Origin of the sequence: Pacificoceanicola onchidii, assembly GCF_004804335.1 — a bacterium.
Taxonomy (GTDB): domain Bacteria; phylum Pseudomonadota; class Alphaproteobacteria; order Rhodobacterales; family Rhodobacteraceae; genus Pacificoceanicola; species Pacificoceanicola onchidii.
The window spans coordinates 182,103-206,756 of sequence record NZ_SRXY01000001.1 but is presented as its reverse complement, the minus strand read 5'-3'; the positions used below and the strand labels follow the sequence as shown (position 1 = coordinate 206,756).

Genomic DNA, 24,654 nt, shown 5'->3' with positions numbered 1-24,654 from the left:
AGGTCCGGGTTCGCTCAATATCGGAAAACTTCACTTTCGGTTTATTTGATCTCATCCGAGCGCAGCCGCGCAGTTTTCAGGAGCCAGGCCTTGAGCGTTTGGGCATGCGCCGAAAGCTCCGCATCCGGCGGGCCTGCGAGGTAGAATTGATGGGGTGCGGGGACGGTATGGCTGCCCACGACGGTCAGTTTGCCGGAGGTGATCATCGGTTGGATCAGGTTTCGCCATCCGAGCGCAACACCGGCCCCTTTGCGCGCAATCTGCAAGGCGACAGAGTAGCTGGTCACGCGTGCGCCCGGCGCGACATCGCCCGTGTACCCAAGCCGATCAAACCACTCGGGCCATTTGGTCCAGCTCGGGCTTGCGGCGTTCAGATGGATCAGTCTTTGCCCTGCGAGGTCCTTCAGGCTGCAGCCATCAAGCTGCGCCGCCAGATCGGGAGCGGCAACAGGAACCAGCTCATCGCGGTAGAGCGGCGTATGGGTCAAGGAAGGGTGCGGTGCGCGCCCATAGCAAATGAAAAAGTCGAAGTCTCGGGTGTTGCCGAAAGGGCGGTCCTGTGTCACCTGATGCACGTTAATGTCCGGATGGTCGCGCCAGAACTCGATGATTGCGGGGGAAAGCCAGAGGGCGGCGACGGCGGTTGTGGAGCCGACAGTGACCGCATCGGTCTCGCTGGTTTGACGGATCCGTATCAGCTGTCGCGATATCTGCCGGAAGGTTGAAGAGAGTGTTTCGTGCAACGCTTCGCCATCCGCAGTGAGTTCGACGCCGCGGTGCCGACGGGTGAAAAGCGGGGTCCCCAACTCACCCTCCAGTGCCTTGATCTGGTGGCTGACGGCCCCCGGTGTTACCGACAACTCCTGCGCCGCGTTCTTGAAGCTGAGGTGGCGCGCGGCCGCTTCAAAGGCTGCCAGCGTTGTGAAGGGGGGCAGATCGTAGTGGCGTCTGGACATGCTGGCCTCAGCTGGAGTGGAGTTAGCTCATCTCACCTGTATAGGGGGCTTTGCGCGCGTGGGCGAGCCTTTCATTGTGTTCGACCGGTTCGGGTGGCCGACCAGGTCCTGACCCATTGAGGATGAAAAGTCCGGCGATCCCGACAATGATCGGTTGAGAGCTTTTATTAACGGGATCAATCTGCTTAGATACTTTTGTGGCCTCTTTTCGGGGCCGCGCGTGTGCGATTTGCGGGTGCCAGAGCCTACGGTCTCGCCCGGTGTGACGGAAGCGGAAGTGGTGACCATGCAGAACCTCCAGCGAAAATGCCGTTCAGAGGATCGCTCGTTTCTGCGAGAATGGGCCAGTGCGCCACTGCGCGTGGCGGCCATCGCCCCGTCAAGCGCAACACTGGCGCGGATTATCACAGCAGATATAGGTCCGGACACAGGCCCGGTGATCGAACTTGGGCCCGGAACCGGGGTGTTTACCAGAGCCCTGTTGGAACGGGGGGTGAAGCCGGAAAATCTCGCTTTGATCGAGTTGAGCACAGCGTTCGCCCGGCGGCTCGAAGCCGATTTCCCGGGTGTGGCGGTCCACAACCGAAGCGCGGCTGATCTCAAAGAGATGGACTTATTTGGCGGCGCGCCAGTGGGGGCGGTTGTCAGCGGCCTTGGCCTATTGGCCATGCCGGACGATCTGGTTCTGGCGATTTTGGACGGCGTGTTCCGTCACCTGAAACCGGGTGGGGCGGTGATCCAGTTTTCCTATAGCCCGCGCTCGCCCGTGCGGACGGGGGTTCTGGACAAATCCGGCTACGGCGTTGAACGGGTCGGGCGCACGTATCGCAACCTTCCGCCCGCATTTGTGTACAAGATTACACAGGGCTGACGGGCTACGGTTTCGATCAACTTTTGCATGGATGGCCTGCGCCGCAATGCGCTGCCTGAGAGCGTGCGCTGGTTGCCGGACGGGGCGTCCCCGTCCAGCGTTTTCATGAGGTGGTGGCTTTAGGCCGTGAGGTCCAGCGCGTCCACTTCTTCCCAGATTTTTTCCCAGATTTTCCGGGACTTGCCTTTTTGCTTGGCGTTGCGGACAGCGTCCATGTTGTCCATCATGCCTTCGCCTTTGCAGATCACGAGGCCGACCATGCCGATGGAGGCGTGCGGGGTGCAGACGTAGCCGTAGAAGCCCGGCACATCGATGGTGACGGAGATGTCCTTGGACACTTTGCCGTTCCAGGCTTCGGCGCCTTCGGGGATCTGGCCTTTGCCGGAAGCACTGTTGTGGCCGCGATCGGTTGCAACGAAGTTGATGGTGTCACCCTGCTCGACTACCGCGAGGTGCGGCATGAAGATGTTGCGCATCTTCTTGTCTTCGGGGTGCTTGTTCAGCATCTGGATTTCGTGGGTCGTGGCTGCGCGCACGATGGACGGCGCTGCCAGAAGGGATGCGCCTGCTGCGGAAAGGGTGATGAGCGCGGTACGGCGCGTGATGAGTTTGGTCAAGATGACCTCCTAGATTAACAGGTCTTGCAAGACACGCGAGAGCACCGCATGTGCGCCCGCATATCGCTGGATACGAGATAGCCTTGCCGGCTTCGAATAGTCTATGTGATCGATCAATTTCGGCCACACGACCATCGTCTAACAGGCCTATGTCATTGGTCTGTATTGGTTAATTTCGGGTGCGGCTTTTGCACGCACGTTTTTCGAAGCTCGGTTTTGATGCGGCTCGCGTTTGGTAAGCCTCTGTTGAAAAGGCGTTTTTTGCGGGGCGGCGCGCTGCCAACCAGTGGCGGCGCGGCCTTCGGTCACGGCACTGGCACCAACGTCAAATTTACATATTTGAAATTGTGGGATAGCAGGAGGCCGCGTTGCCGAAGATCGAATGGTCTGTCCCGGATTCCTGGGGTGGCCGCGTTCGTGGTGCGTGTCCGGCCTCTCGCAAACGCACCGCGCAAAGTCGCCAAGGAGCGCGCCGATGATCACAGCCCTGTTTCATGCCGTAGCGGCTTCAGCGCGATTGGCCTTGCTTGTCGGTGCGGTTGTTCTGGGCGCGCAGGTGCAGGCACAGGACGTGCTTCAAAGCAGGGAGATCCACGTCACATCCGATCCCTATGACTTCGAGGCCACGGTTTTGATGCGGTTCCCGCTGCCGCTTGTCTTTGGCGGCGTCTTGCCAACCTCGGGCGAACAAACGAGCCGCGCGCGCGCGCCTTTTTTGCAGGAAAAACGTCAGGACGGGCAGGTCACCTACCACGTGGATCAGGCCGCTTATGAAGACGATTTCGACGGGTTTGTGGACTACCTGCTGAAGGACTACCGGTTTTCGGTGGACGGGCGCGAAATTGAGCCGCTGCTCGGTGCGTTGTCGCTTGTGCCGAAGAAAGGCGCGGTCATGCCGCCCGAAGGCTATGCCGAAACGCTGTCTTTGGTGGATATCTGCACGGCGTTCCCGGGGCGTGAGGCGGTTGCCGATCTTGAGGTGGTGCTGCTCGTGTATTTGCCCGATACTGTGCCGTCCGACAGGCTGACCATCGCGGTCACGGCTCCCGAAGGCGTGCTGTCCAACACGCCCGGACCGGTGACAACCTTTACGGACCATCGCGGCGATGCCCTGCAGAGTGTTGTGCACGTCGGGTTTGCGCCGCCGGCGGTGGTGATGGACGGGGTTCAGGACAGCGGGTTCTGGGGCTGGCTCTGGGGCGCTTCGGAGTAAGCTCCAAGTATGGCAGAGGGGCTTGAGCACCCGCACAAACAGCCCCCCGAGCCGTGAGCGCGGGGGCCGATTGGTCTGTATAAATGCGGCGTTTGCCGTTTCAGCGACGTGCCGCGAGGCTCACACCCGTTCGATACTCGCGGCAATATCCGCCGCTTCCTGCGGGGTAAGCCGGGGCGGGTGCCAATCGCGGCCCGGTGCTGCAGCCAGAAGCATCTGTGTGTATGGATGTTGGGGGTTTTCGAAGACCTCTTCGGCGGGGCCGAACTCCACCATGACACCCTTCTCCATCACCGTGATGTAGTCGCTGATCTGCGCCGCCACGCGCAGGTCATGGGTGATGAAGATGATTGCCATCTTGTACTTTTCCTGCAGGTCGTTGAGCAGCAGGAGCACCTGTTTCTGCACGGACAGATCCAGCGCCGAGACGCTCTCGTCCGCGATCACCACATCCGGCTCAATGGCGAGGGCGCGGGCGATGCCGATGCGCTGGCGCTGACCGCCGGAGAAGCTGCGCGGACGGCGCTTCATCGCCGCTTCGCCAAGGCCCACCTGTTCCAGCAACTCAATCGCGCGAGCCCGGGCCTGCTGCGCGCCAATGCCCTGCAGCTCCAGCCCGCGTGTGACCATGTATCCGACGGTCTGCGACGGGTTCAGCGAGCCAAATGGGTCCTGAAAGATCATCTGAATGTTGCGCCGTGCGGCGACCAGATCCTCGCCGGTCAGCCCAAGGAAATCCTTTTCATGGATGATCACGGAGCCTTCGGAGGCTTCTTCCAGCCGGATCAGTGTCTTGGCCAGTGTCGATTTGCCGGAGCCGCTTTCGCCGACCACGCCCAGCGTCTCGCCCGAGCGCAGGACAAAGCTGGCGTCGTTGAGCGCATGTACCTGCTTGGCGCCGGAGGTGTAGATCTTGTGCAGGTCCTTCACCTCGACCACAGGCGCATCGTTGCGGCTCTTGTCCGGGCGGCGCGTGGTCTCCAGAAGCGGCATCGCATCGACGAGAAGCTGGGTGTAAGGCTCCTTGGGGTGCATCAGGATCTCTTCCTTGGTGCCTTCCTCGATCACACGTCCCCAGCACATCACCGCCACGCGGTCCGCAACCTCGGCCACCACGCCAAAGTCATGGGTGATGAAGATCGTTGCGTTGTCGTAAACCTCCTTGAGATCGCCGATCAGCCGCAAAATCTCGGCCTGCGTGGTCACATCAAGCGCCGTCGTCGGCTCGTCCGCGATCAGAATGTCAGGCTTGCAAGCCAGCGCCATGGCGATCACGACGCGCTGACATTGCCCACCAGAGACCTGATGCGGGTAGCTGTCATAAATGCGCGGCGGGTTCGGCAGCTTCATCTGCTCAAGCAGTTTGAGCGTCTCCGCCTTGCGGTCCTCCGCCGAAATCTCCGGGCGGTGCAACTCGAACACCTCATCCACCTGACGGCCAATTTTCAGCGTCGGGTTCAGCGCGGCCATGGGCTCCTGATAGATCATCGCGATCCGGTCGCCGCGCATCTCATTGAGCTCGGCCTTGGTCATGCTCAGAACGTTCTTGCCGTCAAACAGAACCTCGCCCGAAGACACCGTGAGCCGGTCCGCCACATCGGCCATAATGGCGCTGGTCATCACCGACTTGCCGGAGCCACTTTCGCCCACCACACAGAGGATCTCGCCCCGGTTTAGCGTGAGCGACACATCGGTCACCGCATGCTTGCGATCCGCGCCTTTGGGCAGGTCAATGGTGAGATTCTTGATCTCCAGAATCGGACGGCTGGTCTCGGACATCGGCTAAGCGCTCCCTGTGCTTGGCATTTTAAGTCCGGGTTTGTCCCGGTTACCGGGTAGCCAAGCAGGAAACGGGGTGTGGGGCAAGGGTTTTGGAGATTGAGGGGACGCCAAGGATGTTTGCGGCGAGGGTTAAGGTTTTCTTTCCGATGGCTCGATTGCGTAGGGGCGAACCACCTTCTTCAAGGTCATTTCAAATCTCGAGTCGTCGTAGGATCCAAAATGCTCAAGGCGTTGCAAGAAACCATCTTTCGAGAATTGTCTTCGGGTGGTCCAAAGCTCGGTACCGCTCTCACTCTTTACAATTTCTATGAGCCAATCGCCTTGAATTTGACTTTCGGTAACTCTCTTGAATTCGCGGCCTTTGATGTTCGTAAACGTATACTCGCAGTGACCGAGGACCCTTGAGCAGTTGTGTGGGGTGTAGGTTTCATATCGCCCGGGTTGGTATTCCAAACTGGTAACATTTCCCATTATGTCCGCGAAAATCGTGTGCGACACCTTGTTGTCGTTGTAATTCTCTTCGATGTCAGTGGACACTTTTAAGACCGGGTTTCCACTGTTGTCATAAGAGACCTCTCGAACTCTCGTGGAACCATCTGAAAGCTCATAGATTAATTTAGTACCGCTAGGCGTTTTGTCAGTTGGCCATCCCAGGATTTCCTGTGCGTCGGTGGATTGGCTGGCAAAGACGGCCAAAATCAACGGGAAAACTAAACGCATTGGCAGATAAAACCCTACTGCATATTAACTTGAAAACGACGGACTTCCAAAAAAGGCAACCGGAGCCTGCTACGAAAAACCCGCTTTCACCGCCTGCAAATAAAAACGGACAGCCTTAGCTGTCCATTTTCAAAGCAGAAATAAATGCTTCCTGCGGGATATCCACTTTCCCGAACTGGCGCATTTTCTTCTTACCGGCTTTCTGCTTTTCCAGAAGTTTCTTCTTCCGGGTCGCATCGCCGCCGTAACATTTCGCCGTTACGTCCTTGCGCAGCGCAGACAAAGTTTCGCGTGCGATCACCTTGCCGCCAATCGCCGCCTGGATCGGGATTTTGAACATGTGGCGCGGGATCAGCTCCTTGAGCTTTTCACACATCGCCCGCCCGCGCATTTCCGCGCGGTCGCGGTGGACCATCATCGAAAGCGCATCAACCGGTTCGTCGTTCACCAGAATTGACATCTTCACGAGGTTGTCCTCGCGGTAGCCCTCAAGCTGGTAATCGAAAGAGGCGTAACCCTTCGTTACGGATTTGAGCCTATCGTAGAAGTCGAAGACCACTTCGTTGAGCGGCAGGTCATAAACCGCCATAGCCCGTCCGCCGACATAGGTCAGGTCAAGCTGGATGCCGCGGCGGTCCTGGCAAAGCTTCAGCACGTCGCCGAGGTAGTCGTCCGGCACCATGATTGTCGCCTTGATGCGCGGCTCTTCGATGTGGTCGATCTTCGACGGATCGGGCATGTCGGCAGGGTTGTGCAGGTCAATCTGCTCGCCGTCCTTCATGTAGAGGTGATAGATCACCGACGGGGCCGTGGTGATCAGCTCGATGTTATACTCGCGCTCGATCCGGTCACGGATGACCTCAAGGTGCAACAGCCCAAGGAAGCCGCACCGGAAGCCAAAGCCAAGCGCGGCGGAAGTTTCCATCTCATAGCTGAACGAGGCGTCATTCAGCGCCAACTTCTCAATCGCGTCGCGCAGGTCTTCGAACTCGGCACTGTCCACAGGGAAGAGACCACAGAAGACCACAGGCACAGACGGTTTGAAGCCCGGAAGCGGCTCTTCGCAGCCCTTCTTCTCGGTGGTGATCGTATCGCCCACCTTGGTATCGCGCACCTGTTTGATCGACGCCGTCAGGAAGCCGATCTCGCCGGGGCCAAGTGCCTCAACCGCTTCCATCGCGGGGCGGAAGACACCGATCCGGTCCACGCCGTATTTCGCGCCGGTCTGGAGCATCTTGATCTGGTCGCCCTTCTTGAGCGTGCCATCCATGATCCGCACCAGCACCACCACGCCGAGATAGGGGTCATACCAAGAATCCACCAGCATCGCCTTGAGCGGCGCATCGGGATCGCCGCTTTCGGGCGCGGGCAAGCGGTTGACGATGGCTTCCAGCACGTCGGGAATGCCGATGCCGGTCTTGGCCGAGATCAGGCAGGCGTCGGAGGCGTCAATCCCGATCACATCCTCGATCTGCTCCGCCACGCGCTCAGGCTCGGCGGCGGGCAGGTCAACCTTGTTCAGAACCGGGACAATCTCATGGTCCGCCTCGATGGCCGTATAGACATTCGCCAACGTCTGCGCCTCAACCCCCTGGGAGGCGTCCACCACCAGCAGCGAGCCCTCAACCGCGCGCATGGAGCGGGAGACCTCATAGGCAAAGTCAACGTGTCCGGGGGTGTCGATCAGGTTGAGCACATATTGCTCGCCATCCTGCGCGATATAGTCGATGCGGACGGTGTTCGCCTTGATCGTGATTCCACGCTCCCGCTCGATATCCATGGCATCAAGGAGCTGGGCCTTCATGTCCCGCTCGGCCACGGTGTTCGTGGACTGGATCAGCCTGTCGGCCAGGGTAGACTTCCCGTGGTCGATGTGGGCAACAATGGAAAAATTGCGGATGTGGGACAGGGGTGTGCTCATAGGCTGCGATATGCTTGGGATTGGGGGTTTGGTCAAGTGGGGTTGAGTAACTGAAGGCGCGCGTATGAATGTGAATGACCGCCATCTCGAACTCTAGCAGTTATCGGAACAGTTGCAGGCATGGTCAGAAGTTAACAGTGTTACGCCTTCTGTCGCCAGATTTGTATTGAGAACGCTTCCAGTAAGCTTTGGTGAACCTGATGCCCGTTTCAGTCTTGGTGGGCACGAAGCGAGGCCATCGAGGTGGCTTTTCGTGAAGAAATCGGGCGGCTCAATGCGCGCGTCGCAAGTCTTGAGGCTGCGCTCAAGGAAGCCAAGGATAATCTGGAGCTACAAAGGAAGCCTTGGTTTGGCAAGCTGGCGTTATTGACGGGAGGAGTTGCCAGTGTTGGAGCAGCGGTGTGGACGCTGTCCGGCGATGACCTTGGGCCCAAGAAACGCTGCGAGATGCTGAGCAGTTATTGGGAGTTTTTTGGAGGTGCGAGTTGGCAATGCGAGGGACCGGTCGCGGAAGATACAGAGACTGTGCCGGAGTTGCCGCCAAAGTACGAAGTTTGAATCAAGCGCCCCGGCGCGGAATCAAGGCCGCAGGCCGCCGCGCCATCGACGGGCCGTCCCCGCGGCACGGCGATTGGGTTGGTGCCGGGCACTACACAATGCCAGCGCGCCAGTGGCTGGGATAAATCGAGGGGATCACAGGGAGGATCGCCGTACCACGGTCCGTCGATGGCGCGGCTTGCACCTTAGCGGACAAATCTCCCAATAGAGCAGCACCCCGCCACCTCTCCAAAACGCGAATTGATCCCTGACCCGTTTTCAGGCATCCTCCCCCCAAGAGCACAAAGCCGGACAGACGGGAAAACCCGCGCGGCGATAGCGGTAGAGCAGGTGACATGAAAACAGTTGGTGTGATGATGGTGGCCGTTCTGGCCCTTTCCGCCTGTGGTGGCGGAGATCGGAACAAGCGCAATTATGGTGGGGCAACGATCAGCCGGGCGGCTTCGGTGAGTTTTGCCAGTGGCCCGATTTCGCAGGCCTGCCTGAAGGCCGGGCGCAAGGCCGCGAACCGCAGGCTTTGCGGCTGTATCCAAGGGGTGGCCAACCGCGATCTGAGCAGCAGCGATCAGCGCAAGGCCGTGCCGTTCTTCGCCGATCCGCACAAGGCGCAGGTGACCCGGCAATCGGACAACCCGAGCAACGAGGCGTTCTGGAAACGCTACAAAGCCTTCGCCGCGCGAGCCGAGCAGACCTGCAAGGGGCTTTGATCTACCCGTTTACAACACGCGGAAACGGGGGCTGCGGCACGCGGGCTTCGGCGGTGAGCGCATGGCCCGTCATGCCTTCGGCGTGGGAGATCAGCGCCGTGGCGCGGGCGAGATCGGGCAGGGCCTCTTCGTCAACCTTCTGATAGGTCACCACTTTCACGAACTTATGCACCGAGAGGCCGCCCGTATGCCGGGCGGCGCGGGACGTGGGCAGGACGTGGTTCGGGCCTGAGGCCTTGTCGCCAAAGGCAACCGTGGTCTCTTCCCCAAGGAAGAGCGAGCCATAGGCGGTGAGCCGACCCTGCCACCACGGCAAATCGGCGGCCTGCACGTGCAGATGTTCCGGGGCGTAGGTGTCGGCCACCTGCGCCATTTCCTCGCGGTTCTCACACAGGATGACCTCACCCATGGCGTCCCATGCAGCACGGGCAGCGCTTTGGTTGGGTTCAGGAAGGAGGGCCAGGGTATGAGGAATGGCGTCCAGCACCTTGTGTGCGAGCCCGGCGTCATCCGTGATCAGCCAGCAAGGCGAGGTCGCCCCGTGTTCTGCCTGCCCGATCAGGTCGAGCGCAACGCGCTCCGGGTCCGCCGATCGGTCAGCGATGATGGCCACATCGGTTGGACCGGCGATCATGTCGATCCCGACCGGGCCATACAGTTGCCGTTTCGCTTCGGCGACAAAAGCGTTGCCCGGCCCGCACAAAATGTCTGCTTCCGGCGTGTCGAAAAGGCCGTAGGCCATGGCCGCAACCGCCTGCACACCACCCAGAGCAAGGATCGTGTCGGCTCCGGCGAGCCGCATGGCGTAAAGCGTCGCCGGGTCAATTGCGCCGTTGCGGGGCGGGGCGCAGGCGGTGACATGCTTGACGCCAGCCGCCTTGGCGGTCGCAATGGTCATCAGCGCCGAAGCGATATGGGCATAGAGTCCGCCCGGCACATAGGCGCCGGCGGCGGCCAGCGGGATGACCCGTTGTCCGGCGGTCAGCCCGGGGCGCAGTTCGGTTTCGAACTCTGTCAGCGAGGCGCGCTGGGCGAGCGCAAAGGCGCGGATGTTGTCATGCGCGTAGGTGAGCGCCTCTTTCAACTCTGCCGGAACAGCTGCTTCGGCGGCATCAATCTGCGCCTCGGTCACACGCGGCGATCCCTCCCAGCCGTCCAGCCGTTTGGCATAGTCCAGTGCGACCGCATCACCGCCGTCCCTGATCCGGGCCAGCATGATCTGAACCGTGTCGCGCACGTCGGCTTGGGCTTCGGGCGCGAGGCCCGGGGCGGATTTGATCATGCGCGGCATGGGTTTGCTCCTTGACGGATGAGGCATAGTTTCGGAAAACCCGAATATAGGGCCGGTTGAGGGAAGGATGCGAAGTGCTGATGAAAGGCGTGACCTTGCGCGGTCTTGAAGTGTTCGAGGCGCTCGCCGCCAGCGGCTCTGTTGCAGGCGCGTCCGAGACGACGGGGCTCAGCCAGCCCGCGGTCAGCCAGCAGATGCGCAATCTTGAAACAGCCCTCGGTGTCGATCTGGTGGATCATGCCCGCAGGCCAATGATGCTGACCCCGGCAGGGCGTGCTTTCCTCGAACGGACGCGCACGGTGCTTGGCCAACTCAGGCTGGCGCAGAACGAGTTGACGGTCATGGATCTGACCCATCTGAGCCAACTCAGCCTCGGTGTGATCGACGATTTTGACAACGATCTGACGCCGCGCCTCGTGACGCTGCTGGCGGAGAACATGACCCGCTGCCGCTTTCGGCTGATGACCGCCGCCAGCCACCAGATCACCGAAGCCCTGCAAGCGCGCCGCCTGCATCTGGCTATTGCGGCGTCGCCCAGTGCGATGACCGATGGTGTTGTCGAGTACCCGTTGGTGCGGGATCCCTTTGTTTTTGTGTGCCCTAAAGGTGCGAAAGCCGACAGGGGCGGGCTCGAGCAGGTGATGTCCGGACTGCCGCTGCTGCGCCATGATCGGGAACTTGTGATTGGCAAGCAGGTCGAGGCGCAACTGGCCCGTCACAAGCTGCGCTTTGCCGAACGGTTCGAGATTGGCGCGCATATGTCGCTGATGACCCTTGTCTCGCGCGGCGTGGGTTGGACGATCACGACGCCGCTCGGGTACATGCGTGCGGGCCGCTACCACGATCAGCTGGAGGTGCATCCGCTGCCGTTCAGCCCGTTCTCGCGCAGCATTTCCCTGCTGGCCTCGACCGATTGGACCGACGAGGTGCCGCGCGACGTGGCGCGCATGGCGCGCATGCTGATCCGGGAAATGGTTGTCGCACCGGCCATCGAGCGCCTGCCGTGGCTGGAGGGCGAGCTGCGAATTCTGGAAGGGTGAACAAGGCATGGCAACGGCGGGTCCTGTGGGCGCAACCTAAGGTGCCATCTGTGACGCCCGCGACAAGACGCAGGCGGACGCTTTTCGAAAACGGGACGTGCAGTTTTCAGAAAGCCGAATTTGAGAGCGGTTTGTTAACCACTGTCAGCGTGTCAGGGACAAAAAAGCCCGGACGGAGGCCTCGAAATCCCTTGGTTTCTCCGCGTGCAGCCAATGGCCTGCGCCGGGCAGTTTGGCGAAGCGTGCCTTCGGAAAATGGCTTCGGATCTTAGGGCGATGCTCGGGCAGGACATAATCGCTTTCTGCGCCTGACAGGAACAGGGTCGGCCCCGAAAACTGACCTGTAACCTCTGGGAAAGACAGGATCTTATCCATTTCAGAGGCCAGAACGTCAAGATTGAGAACCCAGCGTTTTCCCTTCAGATCGAGCGATTGGGTGAAGAAACTCTGCAAGGTCTTGTCGGGCACCGAAGCAGCCAGTTGTTCTGTCGCATCTGATCGTTTTTCGACCCGAGACAGATCCACTGCCCGCATGGCTTCGATGAACTGGATTTGGCTGTGGCCGTAGGCAACCGGTGCAATATCGGCGACAATCAGCTGGTTCACCAGATCCGGGCGGGTCAGGGCCAGAACCATCGCGGCCTTTCCCCCCATCGAGTGGCCCACAATGTCGGCAGGGCCGCCGATGGTTTCGATCACCTCGGCAAGGTCGCCCGCCATGTCCGGATAGCTGTGCGTGTCCGCCCAGGGGCTTTCGCCGTGATTGCGCTGGTCCACGGCAATGACTTGCCGTTCATCGGAGAGCCGTTTTGCAATGACGCCCCAGTTGCGCGCAGAGCCGTAAAGGCCATGCACGATGACGAGGGGCGGTTTGTCGGTGGCGGAGCCATGGGTGATCGTATTGAGCATGAGTCCTTGTTGCTCGGAACGAAACCGGGGCGCAAGTCGCTTTGTGACCGGTCGCATATTGCGCCTGCCCCGGTCCCCGATTGAAATGGCCCGTAGGGCGGGGCTGTGCCCCGCTACCCGCTCAGAAGTCGGTCGGCGCGCCGCCCTCTTCCTTGCGTTTGGCGACAAAGCTCTGCAACTCCTCGCGGATGCCTTCGTCCATCGGAGGCTCTTCGAAATCGGCGAGGATGCGTTTGTACATCGTATGCGCCCGTTCCGCCGTCCAGACGCCGCCCGCCACTTCCCAGGCCTCGTAGTTTTTCCAGTCCGACAGGAATGGCTGATAGAAGGCTGTGGTGTAACGGTCCTGCGTGTGCTGTGTGCCAAAGAAATGCCCGTTGGGACCAACCTCTTCGATTGCATCCAGTGCCAGCCCGTCGTCCGAGGTGTCGCAGATCTCCGGCTCCAGGTAGCGTTGCATCTGTTGCAGGACTTCGCAGTCCATGATGAATTTCTCCGGGCTGGCGATCAGCCCGCCTTCGAGCCAGCCTGCCGCGTGGTAGACCATATTGGTGCCGGATTGGATCGCGGCCCAAAGCGAATGCTCGGTTTCCCACATCGCTTGCCCGTCCGGCACGTTGGCCGCGCAGACGCCGGAGGAGCGCATGGGCAGCCTGTAATAGCGGGCCATTTGTCCGGTCATTTGCGTCGCGCGCATGTATTCCGGCGTGCCAAAGGCCGGGGCACCGGATTTCATGTCCACGTTCGAGGTAAAGGTGCCGATCACGCAAGGCACGCCCGGCGAGATGATCTGCGCCAGTACGACGGCGGCGAGCCCCTCCGCCAGCGATTGCGCTACAGCGCCTGCCATGGTCACCGGAGCCATGGCACCCGCCAGCGTGAAGGGGGTGACGACAAGCCCCTGACGCCGCCGCGCCAGCCGCATCCAGCCGTCGAGCATCGGCCAGTCGTGTTTGAGCGGGGAGGTCGAGTTGATGTTGGTGTACATGCGCGGCGAAGCCTCGAACTCTTCGTGGCTCAGACCGCCCGCGATGCGCACCATCTCCACGACGTCTTCGACCCGCTCCGGCCCGAGCGAATAGGCGTGCATCACCTTGTCGGTCAGTGTCAGCTTGTCATAGAGCACGTCGAGGTGGCGGACGGAGGCGTGAATGTCCACCGGCTCCACCGGATAGCCGCCGGCGAAGTGAATGCAGTTGAAGTATTGCGTCAGCTTCAGAAGGTTGCGGCATTGCTCCCGGTTCCCCGACACCTTGGAACCGATCTCAAGATCCCAATAGTTCGGCGGCGAAGATACGTTGCCAAAGAGAATATGCCCTTTGCCGATGGTGATTGTCTTGTCCGGGTTGCGGGGGGTGAGCGTGAAGTGGTCCGGGGCGAGGCCCACGTAATGCATGACCAGATCGCGGTCCATGCGGACGTTCTCACTGTTTACCGTGCAGCCCGCCTCGCGCAGGATCTTGACCGCGTCCGGGTGAAGGAACTCGATCCCGATCTCTTCGAGAATGCGCATGGTGGCATCGTGCATACGGGCCATGCCTTCTTCGGGGAGCGGCTCCGTGGGGCGGTCGATGTTCAGTGGCAGACGCCACGGCATCTGCTCGATCGCGGCGGTGCCACGCCGCGAAGCAAGACCGGCTCGACCGCCGCTGCGGCGTTTGCGGGTGGGGGCAGGGGTGTCTTCCATGGCGCGTATCCTTGCTCTGCGGCCCCATGAGGCCACCAGTATCGCGGGGATACATGCCGGAATACGACGAGATCAGTCGTTTTTGGATGATGGAAGGCCCAGCCAGTCCTGGAGATGCCCAATATCGGGCAGCACCACATCCGCATATGGCGCGAGGGTTTCGGTGCGTGCCGGGCCGGTCAACACGCCCACGGTTTGCATCCCCGCCGCCCGCCCGGCGATCAGATCATGCGTGCTGTCCCCCACCATGGCGCAGGTTTCCGGCGCGTGGCCCGTGGCGTCGGAGAAGGCCAGCAGTGGAGCGGGTGAGGGCTTTGCACCAAAGCCACTGTCAAAACCGGCAATGAAGTCAAACAGGGCCGTGATCCCTTCGGCCTCAAGATGCGCATGCGCGGCCAGTTCGCTGTCATTGGTCATCAAACCAATGGCGTAGCCTTGGCCTTTGAGGGCGCTGAGCAGCGGGTGCAACGGCACGGCCGGCACCAAGGGGGCTTCGGCCGCCATCTGGTTGAGCAAGGCTTCCAGCGCATCAGGATCGCGGTCCGGGATCGCCTGATGCAGGCACGCGGTCGCTTCCCGCGCGGTGCCTGCGATGATCGGGCTGGCCTGATCGAAGCTCCGGTTCGAGAGATCGAAGAGCGCGGCATCGGCAAGCGCAGCCCGCACCGCCGCATCGCCGCCGGAGAGATGGTCAATGACGTTCATGGCCCATATGTTCCATGTCTCGCCAAAGTGAAACAGGGTGCCATCCTTGTCGAACAGAAGCGCGGAAACTGGCGGCATGGGGTCAGGTCCAGTGTACTTGGTCGCCGCCGGGCAAAAGCGCCCGAGCGCGCATCAGGCGGTCGTAGGGAAGTGATTCTGCGTTGCAGAAGCTGGTGACCCATTCATCATTCATTAACAGAAAGTCGAGCACCGCTCCCTGGAACTCCGGGGATTCGAGATTGGTGCGAAAATCATCAATGCTTGCTCCGGTGGAGCCTAAAAACACTGATAAAAGATCATCTTGGCCCGCCAGCCACGCCGCGGCTCGCAAGCCCAGCAGTTCGGCGGATTCGCGCTCTTGAGTCATTTAGAAAGGATTCCGAAACGGTTTCTTAACCAATCGGGAGCAAACCTGAAGCTGCGATATTGTGCAAGCGCATACGGCGCGATGCTAGGGTGATATATATGACAGGACGTATTCTGGTAGTGGATGCGGTTCCCACGAACCGTATTATCCTGCGGGTCAAGCTGTCGGCGGCCTTTTACGAGGTCAGTCAGGCGGCCAGCGGTCTCGCGGCGCTCAAACTGTTCCGAAAGGCACGGCCAGATGTCGTTATCGCGGCTGCCAACCTTCCAGACATGTCCGGACGCTCCCTTATCGAGAAGATCCGCACGATCGCGGGCGACCCGCGTCTGCCGGTCGTTTTGATGCATGAAGAAGATGACATCAACGAACGCCTGGTGTCGCTGGCGGCGGGGGCGGATGACGTTTTGTCCAAGCCGCTTGACGAGTTGGTCATGCTGGCGCGCCTGCGTTCCTTGCTGCGCGCCCGCGATGCGGAAGCAGAGTTGCAGCTGCGCGACGACACGCGCCGCGCGCTTGGGCTGGCGGAGCAGGCCTCTGACTTTGAAACGCCGGCCCTTGTCCGGCTGATCACCACGGGCCGCGCGTCTTCGGTTCAGACGTTGCAGGCCGAACTGGGCCGTCGTCTCAGCGACAAGATCGAGATCAGCCCCGCGGACGAGGCCCAGAAGATCACCGGCGCGGTGCCGGATGTCTTTGTGATCATCGAGGGCGAAACGGCAGAAGGCGGGGGTCTGAAGATCCTGCCGCAAATCCGTTCGGACCGCACGATCCGGCACTCGTCCCTGATCTACGTGGCGCAGCCTGATCAGCGCAAGGAGGCGGCTGCGGCGCTCGACATGGGGGCCAACGATCTGCTTGCCTCCGGCCCCGATCCCGAAGAACTGGCCCTGCGGCTGAAAAAGCAGATCGCACGCAAGCGGATCAATGATCGGCTTCGGGCGAACATGCAGGATGGCCTGCGCGCGGCGGTGTGCGATCCGCTGACCGGGCTGTACAATCGCCGCTACGCTCTGCCTCATCTGCACCGGCTGGCGGAGCGGGGGGCGACGCAGGGGCGCGACTATGCGCTTTTGCTGCTCGATCTGGATCACTTCAAATCTGTCAATGATACCTACGGGCACAGCGCGGGTGATGCAGTGCTGCAGGAGGTTTCGAAACGTCTTGTCGACAACCTGCGCGCCGCGGACCTGGTGGCGCGCTACGGCGGCGAGGAATTCCTTGTTGCGATGCCGGACACCACGCGGGAACAGGCTCAGCGCACTGCTGAGCGCCTGTGCCGGTTGATGGCGGACCGGCCTGTGCGCCTCGGCCCCGACAGCGCGGTTACGGTAACGTTGAGCATTGGCGTCGCGGTGGGACACTCCGGGCGCATGGAAGATCCCACGGAACTGATCGAAGGGGCGGATCGCGCGCTCTATGCGGCCAAGAACAAGGGGCGCAACACGCTGGTGATGGCGGATACGGTCACCGCCTTTCCGGTCCGTGAGCAGAAGTCCGTGACGAAGTCATTCCCAGAGCCTTATCAGAGCGGCGGTCGGCCTGGTCGGGTTATTCCGTCCCGCTGGCCGGAACCGCGCGATTCCAAAGCTGGCGGTTGATAGCGGCTTGTAGCGCGTCACAGAAAAGAGCGACCGCCCAGTTTTGGGCGGTCGCTCTTTTTTTGGTGAAGCTGCTCGGTGCCTTGCCTGCCTCAGCGCCGATCTGAGCGCCAACGGTCGCGCCGTTCTTCGAGCTTTTCAATCTCGCGTGCCAGACGCTTGGCATAGGCCGCGCGTTCCTTTGCAGACAGGGCCTTGAGCTGTTCGGTGAGCACACGCTGCCCGGTCGCTTGCCGCTCGGACGCGCGGGCGGTCTGCTGTTCCAGCACTGCCATCATGGCCGCTTCATCAAAGGGTTCCGTGGTCAGGACCGCAAGCGCGTCCTGATAGCCGGCAATGACACCCTTGCCGGCATCTTCGTCTTTGCGGCGTTCTGCAAAATCGCGTCTGAGGGAGCGCCAGACTGCTTTGCGCTGCGCGTCATCAAAGGCCCGCGTGTACGGGATCACGTAGTCCGCGCCACCGCGTTTCGGCGGGTGGCCGGGGCCGTCACGCAGCATGACCCCTGCGGCCAACCCTGCCACAACAAGGTTGAGAGCCAGCGAGGCAAAGAGCAGAACACGCAGAGCAGGCTTCATTCGGTTGGAGGACGTCGGTGCGGAGGGTTTGGGATCGTCTGCCATGTCTCAGCCTTCCATCAACGCAAGTTCAAACCCGGAGAGCGGATCGACACCAAAGCTGTCGATTTCCGCCGCATCGGTTCCAATGTAGGGGCTGATGCTCGCAGGCGGGCTGACGCCCATCCAGACCCCAACGGCGCAGGCGGTGGCAAGCCCTGCCATGCCGGGCCAGCCGCCGATCGTTTCAAGCACCTGTCGCAACAGACCCGGCGCCGATTTCGGGGCAGTCGGGGCGGGCTGGGCTGCAAGTGCCTGCGCCTCGATCCGGGCCATGAAATCGCCGGAGGGCAGGGGGGCTTCAGCCCGGGCCGCATCGAAGAAGTCTTCGAGACCGCCGGTTGCTCCGGTCCACAGATCGTCATCCTTGCGCTTCGTCATCGTCCTCAAACCCCAATTCGTCGCGCCGTCCCGAGAGCAGCGCCTCCAGCATTCTTTTGCCCCGGGCGGTGAGACTTTCCACCGCGCGCGGGCCGATGTCCATGATCTGCGCGATCTCCGGGTTGGCCAACCCTTCTATATGGCGCAGGATGACCGCCTGTCGTTGCCGTTCCGGCAGTTGGTTCAATGCGTCCTGCAACGCCTCGGCGCGGGCCTGCGCCTGCAGCCCGGCGGCGGCAGAAGGCGCGGTATCCACAGGCTCGGGAATGGCATCCAAAGCCGGTCCGCTGCGGGCCTTTCGCATCCGGTCGATGCACAGGTTCGCGGTGACACGGTAGAGCCACGTCGTGACCTTGGCTTCGCCTTCCCGCCAATCGGGTGCGATCCGCCAGAGCTTTAGCAATGCGTCCTGCGCCACATCCTCGGCTTCTGCCCGGTTGCCAAGCATGCGCATGGCATGGGCAAAAACCCTAGGCCCGAGCCGCGCAGTCAGCGCGCGCGCCGCCGCAGCGTCGCCCGAAGCATAGGCCGCAAGCAGATCGTCGTCGCTTTTATCGCTCATGGCATCAAAAGGCATCGGCTCCATTCCACCGCGCTACCGCGCCCGAAGGCGCGGCGCAAGCGCGTCCATTGGACCGGGCTCTGACCGTGACTGGCGCTGAAGGGACACGTCGCGCCAGTCTGGCAGGGCAAAGCCCGGTCCGGAGGGTGCTTACTGCATCCACCACGGCATGCGGTCACCGCGCATGCCGCCGCGCTCGCCACGGTCGCCTTTGCCCCAGCCGCCATGATCGCCGCCGCCAAAGCGGCGCTTCATCTTGCCGCGCATTTCCTGCAGCTCTTCAAGGCTGACCGCGCCGTCGTCATCCGCGTCCAGCCGCGCCAGCATCTTGTCGCTGCCCGGGCCCATGGCCGCCGCTTCTTCGGCGCTGATCTTGCCATCGTCGTCGGAATCGATCCGCTCGATCATGCGCTCGGCACGAGCGGCACTGCGCTTGGCCTTGCGCTCTTCGCGCATCTTGTCGCCATAGGCGGCCATTTCCTCGGCGGAGAGGAAGCCGTCACCGTCTGTGTCCGCCTCCTGGAAGCGAGCGAGTTTGAAAGCGGTGATCTCGTCTTCCGTGACCTTGCCGTCGCCGTTGGCATCCACTTCGGAGAACCACTGCTCCATCATCTGGCCGCGCCCTTCGCGGTCCGGGCCGCCCTTGGCGGAAGCCATGCCAGCGGTGCCCATGATCAGCACCAGCGCGCCCGTCATCAGAGTTGCATATTTCGTCATCATCAGGTTCCTTCCTGCTCGCATCTTTGCGGTTTGTGATCAGCCCCTCTTCGGGGCGTCTCTGCAGTCTTCAACGGGGTGGCCCAGAGGTTCCGTCGCAGATTTCGAATCTTTTTTTGACGGCCGCGTCAGAGCCTTTGCGACATCCCGACGCAAGGACACTTTGGGCACTTCTTTTTAGCGCTCACATTGGCCATCGTCCGAACTCTGTTGCGCGAAGGACCGAAGAGACATGAGCGATATGACCGACATCGAAGAAACACCATTCTGGCCGACCATCTGGCGCGGCTGGCGGCGGCGTTGCCCGCAATGCGGCACCGGTCCGATGATGACGGGCTACCTGACCGTGAGGGACCATTGCCCGGTCTGCCGTGAAGACCTGCATCACCACCGGGCTGACGACGGACCGGCTTATCTTGCGATCATGATTGTCGGTCACGTGATGGCACCGCTCTTGCTGGTCGTCTTCGAGATGTACCGCCCGGAGCCGCTCATTCTCTTTACGATCTTTGCAGTTGGCTCTGTCGCTCTGTCGCTCTATCTTCTGCCTCGGTTGAAAGGGGCGATCGTGGCCTTCCAGTGGGTCCGCGGCATGCACGGATTTCCGGGTCCCTCTTCGTAGTGCAGCAGAGGGTTCATGAGCGAAGCAAACAACGCAGCCGCCGCGCCGGTTGACAAAACGGCGATCCGGGACGCGGCCACAGTAATCGTGGTGCGCGACCGGGGCGCGCGTCCCAGCGTTCTGATGGGGCAGCGCGGTGCAAAAGCCGCGTTCATGCCGAACAAGTTCGTGTTTCCGGGGGGCGCGGTTGACGCGGCTGATGGGCACGTGGAACTTGCCCGCCCTCTGCCCTCCCTCTGTTCGGATCGCCTTGATGAAGACGCACCGCTTGGCATCGCCAACTCACTGGCTGTGGCGGCTGTGCGCGAGCTTTGGGAAGAGACCGGCCAAATCCTCGGCGCTCCGGCGCCCTGGCCTTCGGATATCCCAAGCGATTGGCTGGCCTTTGCCGGCAACGGGTACAGACCAGCGGCGGATTCGCTGCAGTTCGTGTTTCGCGCGATCACCCCGCCGGGTCGTCCGCGCCGCTTCGATGCGCGGTTTTTCCTCGTGGATGCGGAGGCTCTGCAGTCCGATCCGGACGATTTCGCAGCGGCCGAGGATGAGTTGTCCCATTTGCAGTGGATACCGCTGGACGAGGTTCGGGGATTCGATCTGCCGTTCATCACGGAGGTCGTTCTCGCAGAGGTCACGGCACGGCTGCACGAACCTGGACCGCCCGCGTCGGTGCCTTTTTTCCGAAATGACGACGAAGAAAGCCTGTTTTTGCGGTTGCGGGGTGGTCCGCTGACCGATTGAAGGCGGTTTTTGGCCGTGAAAAATCGGCGCAATTGTCTCTGTTACACGTCCATTAAGAGTCCGTAGGTCAAAAAGGGCACCAACCGATGGGGTTTGTGCCGACATGATTCATGGTCTGATCTTGAAAACGTTTCAGGTGTTCGTCGAAGACACCTATGGAACAACGACCTGGGATGAGATTGCTGCAGAAGCGGGGCTTGATCCGCCCAACTTCGAAGCAATGCTCACCTATGAGAAGACCATGTTGCGCACGCTGATAAGCTCGGCGGAGACGGTTCTGGACAAGCCCAGCACGCAGTTCATCGAAGATATCGGCACTTATCTCGTCTCGCACCCGAACCGAGAAGGGCTGCGGCGCCTGCTGCGGTTCGGTGGCGTGGATTTCATTGAATTCCTGCACTCTTTGGACGATTTGCCGGGGCGCGCGCGCCTTGCTGTGCCAAACCTTGATTTGCCTGAGATTGAGTTGATCGACGAGGATCCGGCCCACTTCGTTCTGAACATCACCGGCGACATGCGCAGTTTCAGCCACGTTCTGGTCGGTGTGATGCGGGCGATGGCGGATGACTATGGCGCGCTTGTCCTTCTGGATCACAAGGGCGGGACAAGCCGGGTTCAGCAGATCGAAATCACCCTGGTCGAGACCGCCTTTGCGGAAGGCCGCGAGTTCGAGTTGAGTCAACCGGGAGAGCAAGCGGGGGAAGGAGTATGAAATCAACGGCGCAGATACTGCGCGGGCTGTGCCCGATGCATGTTCTGATTGACGAAGAAGGGATCATCCACAGCGTCGGTCCGACCCTGCACAAGTTGCAGACGCCCAAGCTGATTGGCGCAAACTTCCTCGAGGCGTTCGATCTGTACCGGCCACGCGGCGTTACGAACATGGCGCAGCTTCTGGCCAATGAGGGGCGGACTTTATACGTGCGGCTGCGCAACCCCAAGCGCACGCAGCTGAAGGGGGTTCTTGTGTCAGACGGCGCGGGGCGCGTCGTCATCAACCTGTCCTTCGGGATTTCCGTTATCGACGCGGTGCGCGATTATGCGCTGACCAGCAGGGATTTTGCCGCGACCGATCTGGCCGTTGAAATGCTGTATCTCGTCGAGGCGAAGTCTGCGGTTCTGAACTCTTCGTTGCATCTGAATACGCGGTTGCAGGGCGCCAAGACAGAGGCAGAACGCAGGGCGGCGACGGATGGCCTGACCGGCCTCGTGAACCGCAGCGCGCTGGATCAGGTTCTGGACCGTCTGTGTCGGAGTGGCCAAAGCTTTGCGGTCATGCATATGGACCTCGATTTCTTCAAGCAGGTCAACGACACTTATGGTCATGCCGCCGGTGACCGCGTCCTGCGGCGCGTGGCGCAGGTCATGCTTGAAGTAACACGTACAGACGATACGGCTGCGCGCGTGGGTGGCGATGAGTTTGTATTGATTTTCAATGGCTTGGTCAATGAAGTGCGACTGGGCGCCATTTCGGAAAGGCTGATCGGCCGCATTGAGCAACCAATTATGCATGAAGGTCAGGCCTGTCATGTATCGGCCAGTATCGGCATCTGCATCAACGCCGAAGAAGGGGCTGATCCTGACGTTTTGCTGGAACGCGCGGACCAGGCGCTTTACGCGTCAAAACGTGCTGGCCGCGCTCAATACACCTTCTATGATCCGGGTCAGGAGGACGGCAACTCGGGCGAAGGAAAGGCGCTTGCCGGAGAATGAATTTTTTGCGGAATAGGGGCTTGATCCCCGCGAAAACGCACATTAGATACCGCTCCACAGTTGGGGTGTAGCCAAGTGGTAAGGCACCGGTTTTTGGTACCGCGCACCGTAGGTTCGAATCCTACCACCCCAGCCAAACACTTCCCTGTTTTCAGACGTTGAAAGTTTATCGCGCAATTGTCGCGTGTTTTCGGGCGCTTGGCAGGCAAGGATTTCAGCAGAGACGCAGATAAGAGCGCGAACCAGACGGAATTCTGGCCGCAGTCTCTGTTTGCGATTCCGGCGGTACTAGTTTGCAGATTTCAGGGTGTTTTGTTTCAGAGCGCAGCGAACTGTTGGCGCTGTTCTGACCAGACAGCAGAGAAGCGGCTCTTGATCAGGTAGTCCGTGGTGAGGCCATCTGGCTGTTCACCTGTAGCGATACCGTCAAGAACGTCAGGCGCGAGCAATGCCAGGTTGGTCACGTCCTGAACCCGGCGCTTCGACACTCCTTCGGTGTCGGCAATTTCGGAGAAGGTTCTACCCGCGATAACCATCGCCAGCCAGCTACTCCCCTTCACGATGTTCTGCACCAGTGTTCTGTCGATCTCTGCCGGTGGTTCTCCGAGATGCAGTTTCAGTTCCACACCACGCCGACGCATCTGGAATGGAGCTTCGATTGTCAATCCAGCAAGATTGATCTTTTCCGGCATGCAACGGAGGTGGTCAGCAAGCATTGCCTCGTCCAGCCGCACTGTCAGGAAACCCTGTTGCAGATCGGCTCGTTCGATCAAAGCCAGTCGTTCCGTTGCATCGCCCAGATCCTGAAGCTTTTTCGGCACGTCTGCCAGTTCGGCTGCCGTCAAATCTACAGTCATCACTGCCGCGGCACCGGGTCTGGTCAGATGCTGCCCTACCAGTTCAGCCAGCAAGCCCTCCACCTGATCTGCAGGCAGCCGCCAGGCATCCGGATGCTTCCGGCTGCGATCTTTGACCAGCCTGCGGGATATGTAGTAGCGAAGTCGTTTGCCGTCCTTTCGGCTGTGGCTGGGCGTCAGGCGATCGCCGGTTTCATCAAAGAGCTTGCCCGCCAGAGGGGATCTTGTCGCTTTTTGTCTGGAGCCGCGAGCAACCACCGCCCCGCTCTGCAGCATGTCCTGAACCTTGTCCCAAACCGCCGGATCGATGATGGCCGGATGCTGTCCATCATAGACCTGTTTCTTGTGCCGAATTCGGCCCGCATAGACCGGGTTGCTCAGAATATGCTGGAGATGACCCCGGTCGAAGTGAGTGCCTCCTGAGATCCGACCGTCCGCTCGTTCACGGCGCCGGGATCTGAGGTCGAGATCCTCTGCCCGTTCTTTTACATCCCGCAGGGTGCCAAGTTTCAGATAGAGGTCATAAAGCGTTCTGATCGTTTCAGCTTCGGTCTCGTCGATTTCCAACGTTCGACCATCTGGCTGATAGCCCAGAGGGACACTCCCGCCCATCCACATACCCTTCCGCTTGGAAGCGGCGATCTTGTCCCGGATGCGCTCTGCCGTGACCTTACGTTCGAACTGGGCAAAGCTAAGCAGCATGTTTAGTGTCAGGCGCCCCATGCTGGTGGCGGTGTTAAAGCTTTGCGTGACAGAGACAAAAGATGTCTCAGCCGCATCCAGCCGGTCGACCAGCTTGGCGAAGTCGGCCAGAGAGCGCGTCAGGCGGTCAATCTTATAAACCACAATCTGATCGACACGTTTCTCGTCCACAGCCTGCATCAGCCGTTGGAGCGCCGGGCGATCCAGATGACCACCCGATATGCCGCCATCGTCATAATGATCGGGCAGCAGCTCCCAGCCCTCGTGTTTCTGGCTGGCAATATAGGCCTCACACGCTTCCCGCTGGGCGTCCAGCGAGTTGAAATCCTGCTCCAGCCCCTCTTCCGAGCTCTTGCGGGTATAGATTGCACAACGGATCCGGCGCATCACTGAACTCCAAAGAAACGCGGTCCGGACCAACGGGCGCCTGTGATGTGCCGGGCAATGGCAGACAATGACCGCCATATCCGTCCATCCATGAGATAGCCGCCGTCGACAACCTCAACCTGATAGGTGCGCCCGTTCCATTCCCGAACTAGATGCGATCCCGGCTTTGCCTTCGCGGGGGGCGTCTTGCCCGAAGCAATCTCCTTCAGGCGGCGCTCGGTGCCGATGGAAAGCCCGCCCAGTTCCTTGTTTTGCAGATCCCAGATCAACACTCGTTTCATGAACTGAGGCGAGAGATGCTTTGGCGGAGGCCGGCCGAACGCATCTCGCCAACGATCAAGGCATCCACCCCGGTCAAGTCGCTCGATATCTGAGATAGCCTGGTTCAGGTCAAACCGGAGTTTCCTGGCCATGGT

Annotated in this window: 26 protein-coding genes and 1 tRNA gene; 11 read left to right on the top strand and 16 right to left on the bottom strand. The window is 60.8% G+C overall.

Annotation, left to right across the window (positions count from 1 at the left end; all coding sequences use genetic code 11):
- Positions 1–41: 41 nt before the first annotated feature.
- Positions 42–956, bottom strand: a complete 915-nt coding sequence (locus E4662_RS01030; RefSeq protein WP_136439391.1) for a LysR substrate-binding domain-containing protein — start codon at positions 954–956, stop codon at positions 42–44.
- A 220-nt stretch (positions 957–1,176) separates the two neighbouring features.
- Here E4662_RS01030 and E4662_RS01025 point away from each other — a divergent pair, with 220 nt between their 5' ends.
- The gene (locus E4662_RS01025) at positions 1,177–1,827 is read left to right on the top strand and encodes a class I SAM-dependent methyltransferase (RefSeq protein ID WP_206080242.1); all 651 of its coding nucleotides are present in this window, start codon (positions 1,177–1,179) and stop codon (positions 1,825–1,827) included.
- Between the two features lie 119 nt (positions 1,828–1,946).
- On the opposite strand, the gene E4662_RS01020 is transcribed toward E4662_RS01025, so the two are convergent.
- A complete protein-coding gene (locus E4662_RS01020; RefSeq protein ID WP_240705079.1) occupies positions 1,947–2,444 on the bottom strand; it encodes a plastocyanin/azurin family copper-binding protein in 498 nt (165 codons plus the stop codon).
- 475 nt (positions 2,445–2,919) lie between these two features.
- Here E4662_RS01020 and E4662_RS01015 point away from each other — a divergent pair, with 475 nt between their 5' ends.
- Positions 2,920–3,657, top strand: coding sequence for a hypothetical protein (locus E4662_RS01015; RefSeq protein ID WP_136439390.1), 738 nt, complete (start codon positions 2,920–2,922; stop codon positions 3,655–3,657).
- A gap of 120 nt (positions 3,658–3,777) precedes the next feature.
- On the opposite strand, the gene E4662_RS01010 is transcribed toward E4662_RS01015, so the two are convergent.
- From E4662_RS01010 to lepA, 3 genes are all read right to left on the bottom strand, one after another.
- Positions 3,778–5,436 (bottom strand): dipeptide ABC transporter ATP-binding protein, encoded by a 1,659-nt coding sequence (locus tag E4662_RS01010; RefSeq protein ID WP_136439389.1) that lies wholly within the window; start codon positions 5,434–5,436, stop codon positions 3,778–3,780.
- A 132-nt stretch (positions 5,437–5,568) separates the two neighbouring features.
- Positions 5,569–6,159: a hypothetical protein gene (locus tag E4662_RS01005; RefSeq protein ID WP_136439388.1), complete on the bottom strand. Its 591-nt coding sequence runs from the start codon at positions 6,157–6,159 to the stop codon at positions 5,569–5,571.
- Between the two features lie 115 nt (positions 6,160–6,274).
- The gene (lepA, locus tag E4662_RS01000) at positions 6,275–8,080 is read right to left on the bottom strand and encodes a translation elongation factor 4 (protein ID WP_136439387.1); all 1,806 of its coding nucleotides are present in this window, start codon (positions 8,078–8,080) and stop codon (positions 6,275–6,277) included.
- Positions 8,081–8,323: 243 nt separating this feature from the next.
- Between lepA and E4662_RS00995 the strand changes: the two genes are divergently transcribed.
- Both E4662_RS00995 and E4662_RS00990 read left to right on the top strand, forming a co-directional pair.
- Positions 8,324–8,638: a hypothetical protein gene (locus E4662_RS00995; RefSeq protein WP_136439386.1), complete on the top strand. Its 315-nt coding sequence runs from the start codon at positions 8,324–8,326 to the stop codon at positions 8,636–8,638.
- A gap of 335 nt (positions 8,639–8,973) precedes the next feature.
- Positions 8,974–9,345 carry an arginine transporter gene (locus E4662_RS00990; protein WP_136439385.1) on the top strand — a complete coding sequence of 124 codons (372 nt, stop codon included), beginning with the start codon at positions 8,974–8,976 and terminating at the stop codon, positions 9,343–9,345.
- 1 nt (position 9,346) lies between these two features.
- Here E4662_RS00990 and hisD read toward each other — a convergent pair whose 3' ends face one another.
- Entirely contained in the window at positions 9,347–10,636 is a 1,290-nt protein-coding gene (hisD, locus tag E4662_RS00985; protein ID WP_136439384.1) for a histidinol dehydrogenase, read from the bottom strand.
- A 74-nt stretch (positions 10,637–10,710) separates the two neighbouring features.
- Between hisD and E4662_RS00980 the strand changes: the two genes are divergently transcribed.
- Positions 10,711–11,676, top strand: coding sequence for a LysR family transcriptional regulator (locus E4662_RS00980; protein ID WP_136439383.1), 966 nt, complete (start codon positions 10,711–10,713; stop codon positions 11,674–11,676).
- 144 nt (positions 11,677–11,820) lie between these two features.
- On the opposite strand, the gene E4662_RS00975 is transcribed toward E4662_RS00980, so the two are convergent.
- From E4662_RS00975 to E4662_RS00960, 4 genes are all read right to left on the bottom strand, one after another.
- Positions 11,821–12,585: an alpha/beta fold hydrolase gene (locus tag E4662_RS00975; RefSeq protein WP_136439382.1), complete on the bottom strand. Its 765-nt coding sequence runs from the start codon at positions 12,583–12,585 to the stop codon at positions 11,821–11,823.
- 121 nt (positions 12,586–12,706) lie between these two features.
- A complete protein-coding gene (locus tag E4662_RS00970; protein ID WP_136439381.1) occupies positions 12,707–14,272 on the bottom strand; it encodes a trimethylamine methyltransferase family protein in 1,566 nt (521 codons plus the stop codon).
- Between the two features lie 72 nt (positions 14,273–14,344).
- The gene (locus E4662_RS00965; protein WP_136439380.1) at positions 14,345–15,055 is read right to left on the bottom strand and encodes an HAD family hydrolase; all 711 of its coding nucleotides are present in this window, start codon (positions 15,053–15,055) and stop codon (positions 14,345–14,347) included.
- A 4-nt stretch (positions 15,056–15,059) separates the two neighbouring features.
- Complete coding sequence (locus E4662_RS00960) at positions 15,060–15,344, bottom strand: DUF3572 domain-containing protein (protein ID WP_136439379.1); 285 nt, start codon at positions 15,342–15,344, stop codon at positions 15,060–15,062.
- Between the two features lie 98 nt (positions 15,345–15,442).
- Here E4662_RS00960 and E4662_RS00955 point away from each other — a divergent pair, with 98 nt between their 5' ends.
- Positions 15,443–16,942, top strand: coding sequence for a diguanylate cyclase (locus E4662_RS00955; RefSeq protein WP_136439378.1), 1,500 nt, complete (start codon positions 15,443–15,445; stop codon positions 16,940–16,942).
- Positions 16,943–17,034: 92 nt separating this feature from the next.
- Here the strand turns inward: E4662_RS00955 and E4662_RS00950 are convergent, their stop codons facing one another.
- The 4 genes from E4662_RS00950 to E4662_RS00935 all read right to left on the bottom strand — a co-directional run bounded on the left by E4662_RS00950 (position 17,035) and on the right by E4662_RS00935 (position 19,222).
- A complete protein-coding gene (locus tag E4662_RS00950) occupies positions 17,035–17,565 on the bottom strand; it encodes a periplasmic heavy metal sensor (RefSeq protein ID WP_136439377.1) in 531 nt (176 codons plus the stop codon).
- 3 nt (positions 17,566–17,568) lie between these two features.
- On the bottom strand, positions 17,569–17,940 hold the full coding sequence (locus tag E4662_RS00945) for a hypothetical protein (protein WP_136439376.1): 372 nt from the start codon (positions 17,938–17,940) through the stop codon (positions 17,569–17,571).
- Positions 17,921–18,517: an RNA polymerase sigma factor gene (locus E4662_RS00940; protein ID WP_136440195.1), complete on the bottom strand. Its 597-nt coding sequence runs from the start codon at positions 18,515–18,517 to the stop codon at positions 17,921–17,923. The genes E4662_RS00945 and E4662_RS00940 overlap by 20 nt, the downstream gene beginning before the upstream one ends.
- Before the next feature lie 135 nt (positions 18,518–18,652).
- Positions 18,653–19,222 (bottom strand): EF-hand domain-containing protein, encoded by a 570-nt coding sequence (locus E4662_RS00935; protein ID WP_168797857.1) that lies wholly within the window; start codon positions 19,220–19,222, stop codon positions 18,653–18,655.
- Between the two features lie 238 nt (positions 19,223–19,460).
- On the opposite strand from E4662_RS00935, the gene E4662_RS00930 reads away from it, so the two are divergent.
- The 5 genes from E4662_RS00930 to E4662_RS00910 all read left to right on the top strand — a co-directional run bounded on the left by E4662_RS00930 (position 19,461) and on the right by E4662_RS00910 (position 22,428).
- The gene (locus tag E4662_RS00930; RefSeq protein WP_420819255.1) at positions 19,461–19,841 is read left to right on the top strand and encodes a DUF983 domain-containing protein; all 381 of its coding nucleotides are present in this window, start codon (positions 19,461–19,463) and stop codon (positions 19,839–19,841) included.
- 15 nt (positions 19,842–19,856) lie between these two features.
- The gene (locus E4662_RS00925) at positions 19,857–20,579 is read left to right on the top strand and encodes an NUDIX hydrolase (RefSeq protein WP_136439373.1); all 723 of its coding nucleotides are present in this window, start codon (positions 19,857–19,859) and stop codon (positions 20,577–20,579) included.
- Between the two features lie 121 nt (positions 20,580–20,700).
- Complete coding sequence (locus E4662_RS00920; RefSeq protein ID WP_338113485.1) at positions 20,701–21,291, top strand: heme NO-binding domain-containing protein; 591 nt, start codon at positions 20,701–20,703, stop codon at positions 21,289–21,291.
- Positions 21,288–22,292, top strand: coding sequence for a GGDEF domain-containing protein (locus E4662_RS00915; protein WP_136439372.1), 1,005 nt, complete (start codon positions 21,288–21,290; stop codon positions 22,290–22,292). The genes E4662_RS00920 and E4662_RS00915 overlap by 4 nt, the downstream gene beginning before the upstream one ends.
- A 61-nt stretch (positions 22,293–22,353) precedes the next feature.
- Positions 22,354–22,428: transfer RNA gene (locus tag E4662_RS00910), tRNA-Gln, on the top strand.
- A gap of 181 nt (positions 22,429–22,609) precedes the next feature.
- On the opposite strand, the gene E4662_RS00905 is transcribed toward E4662_RS00910, so the two are convergent.
- Together E4662_RS00905 and E4662_RS00900 are read right to left on the bottom strand one after the other, a co-directional pair.
- Entirely contained in the window at positions 22,610–24,238 is a 1,629-nt protein-coding gene (locus E4662_RS00905; protein WP_136439371.1) for a recombinase family protein, read from the bottom strand.
- Positions 24,238–24,651 carry a DUF2924 domain-containing protein gene (locus E4662_RS00900; protein WP_136439370.1) on the bottom strand — a complete coding sequence of 138 codons (414 nt, stop codon included), beginning with the start codon at positions 24,649–24,651 and terminating at the stop codon, positions 24,238–24,240. Before E4662_RS00900 ends, E4662_RS00905 begins: the two co-directional genes overlap by 1 nt.
- Positions 24,652–24,654: the final 3 nt, after the last annotated feature.

Bases quoted from the DNA above. Each gene is read 5' to 3' on its own strand.
- E4662_RS00905 (WP_136439371.1), bottom strand. From the start codon at position 24,238: ATGCGCCGGATCCGTTGTGCAATCTATACCCGCAAGAGCTCGGAAGAG.
- E4662_RS00900 (WP_136439370.1), bottom strand. From the start codon at position 24,651: ATGGCCAGGAAACTCCGGTTTGACCTGAACCAGGCTATCTCAGATATC.
- E4662_RS00925 (WP_136439373.1), top strand. From the start codon at position 19,857: ATGAGCGAAGCAAACAACGCAGCCGCCGCGCCGGTTGACAAAACGGCG.
- lepA (WP_136439387.1), bottom strand. From the start codon at position 8,080: ATGAGCACACCCCTGTCCCACATCCGCAATTTTTCCATTGTTGCCCAC.
- hisD (WP_136439384.1), bottom strand. From the start codon at position 10,636: ATGCCGCGCATGATCAAATCCGCCCCGGGCCTCGCGCCCGAAGCCCAA.
- E4662_RS00965 (WP_136439380.1), bottom strand. From the start codon at position 15,055: ATGCCGCCAGTTTCCGCGCTTCTGTTCGACAAGGATGGCACCCTGTTT.
- E4662_RS00935 (WP_168797857.1), bottom strand. From the start codon at position 19,222: ATGATGACGAAATATGCAACTCTGATGACGGGCGCGCTGGTGCTGATC.
- E4662_RS00960 (WP_136439379.1), bottom strand. From the start codon at position 15,344: ATGACTCAAGAGCGCGAATCCGCCGAACTGCTGGGCTTGCGAGCCGCG.
- E4662_RS00975 (WP_136439382.1), bottom strand. From the start codon at position 12,585: ATGCTCAATACGATCACCCATGGCTCCGCCACCGACAAACCGCCCCTC.
- E4662_RS00945 (WP_136439376.1), bottom strand. From the start codon at position 17,940: ATGACGAAGCGCAAGGATGACGATCTGTGGACCGGAGCAACCGGCGGT.
- E4662_RS01005 (WP_136439388.1), bottom strand. From the start codon at position 6,159: ATGCGTTTAGTTTTCCCGTTGATTTTGGCCGTCTTTGCCAGCCAATCC.
- E4662_RS00970 (WP_136439381.1), bottom strand. From the start codon at position 14,272: ATGGAAGACACCCCTGCCCCCACCCGCAAACGCCGCAGCGGCGGTCGA.
- E4662_RS00950 (WP_136439377.1), bottom strand. From the start codon at position 17,565: ATGGCAGACGATCCCAAACCCTCCGCACCGACGTCCTCCAACCGAATG.
- E4662_RS00930 (WP_420819255.1), top strand. From the start codon at position 19,461: ATGACCGACATCGAAGAAACACCATTCTGGCCGACCATCTGGCGCGGC.
- E4662_RS01030 (WP_136439391.1), bottom strand. From the start codon at position 956: ATGTCCAGACGCCACTACGATCTGCCCCCCTTCACAACGCTGGCAGCC.
- E4662_RS00990 (WP_136439385.1), top strand. From the start codon at position 8,974: ATGAAAACAGTTGGTGTGATGATGGTGGCCGTTCTGGCCCTTTCCGCC.
- E4662_RS00915 (WP_136439372.1), top strand. From the start codon at position 21,288: ATGAAATCAACGGCGCAGATACTGCGCGGGCTGTGCCCGATGCATGTT.
- E4662_RS01010 (WP_136439389.1), bottom strand. From the start codon at position 5,436: ATGTCCGAGACCAGCCGTCCGATTCTGGAGATCAAGAATCTCACCATT.
- E4662_RS00955 (WP_136439378.1), top strand. From the start codon at position 15,443: ATGACAGGACGTATTCTGGTAGTGGATGCGGTTCCCACGAACCGTATT.
- E4662_RS01015 (WP_136439390.1), top strand. From the start codon at position 2,920: ATGATCACAGCCCTGTTTCATGCCGTAGCGGCTTCAGCGCGATTGGCC.
- E4662_RS00940 (WP_136440195.1), bottom strand. From the start codon at position 18,517: ATGCCTTTTGATGCCATGAGCGATAAAAGCGACGACGATCTGCTTGCG.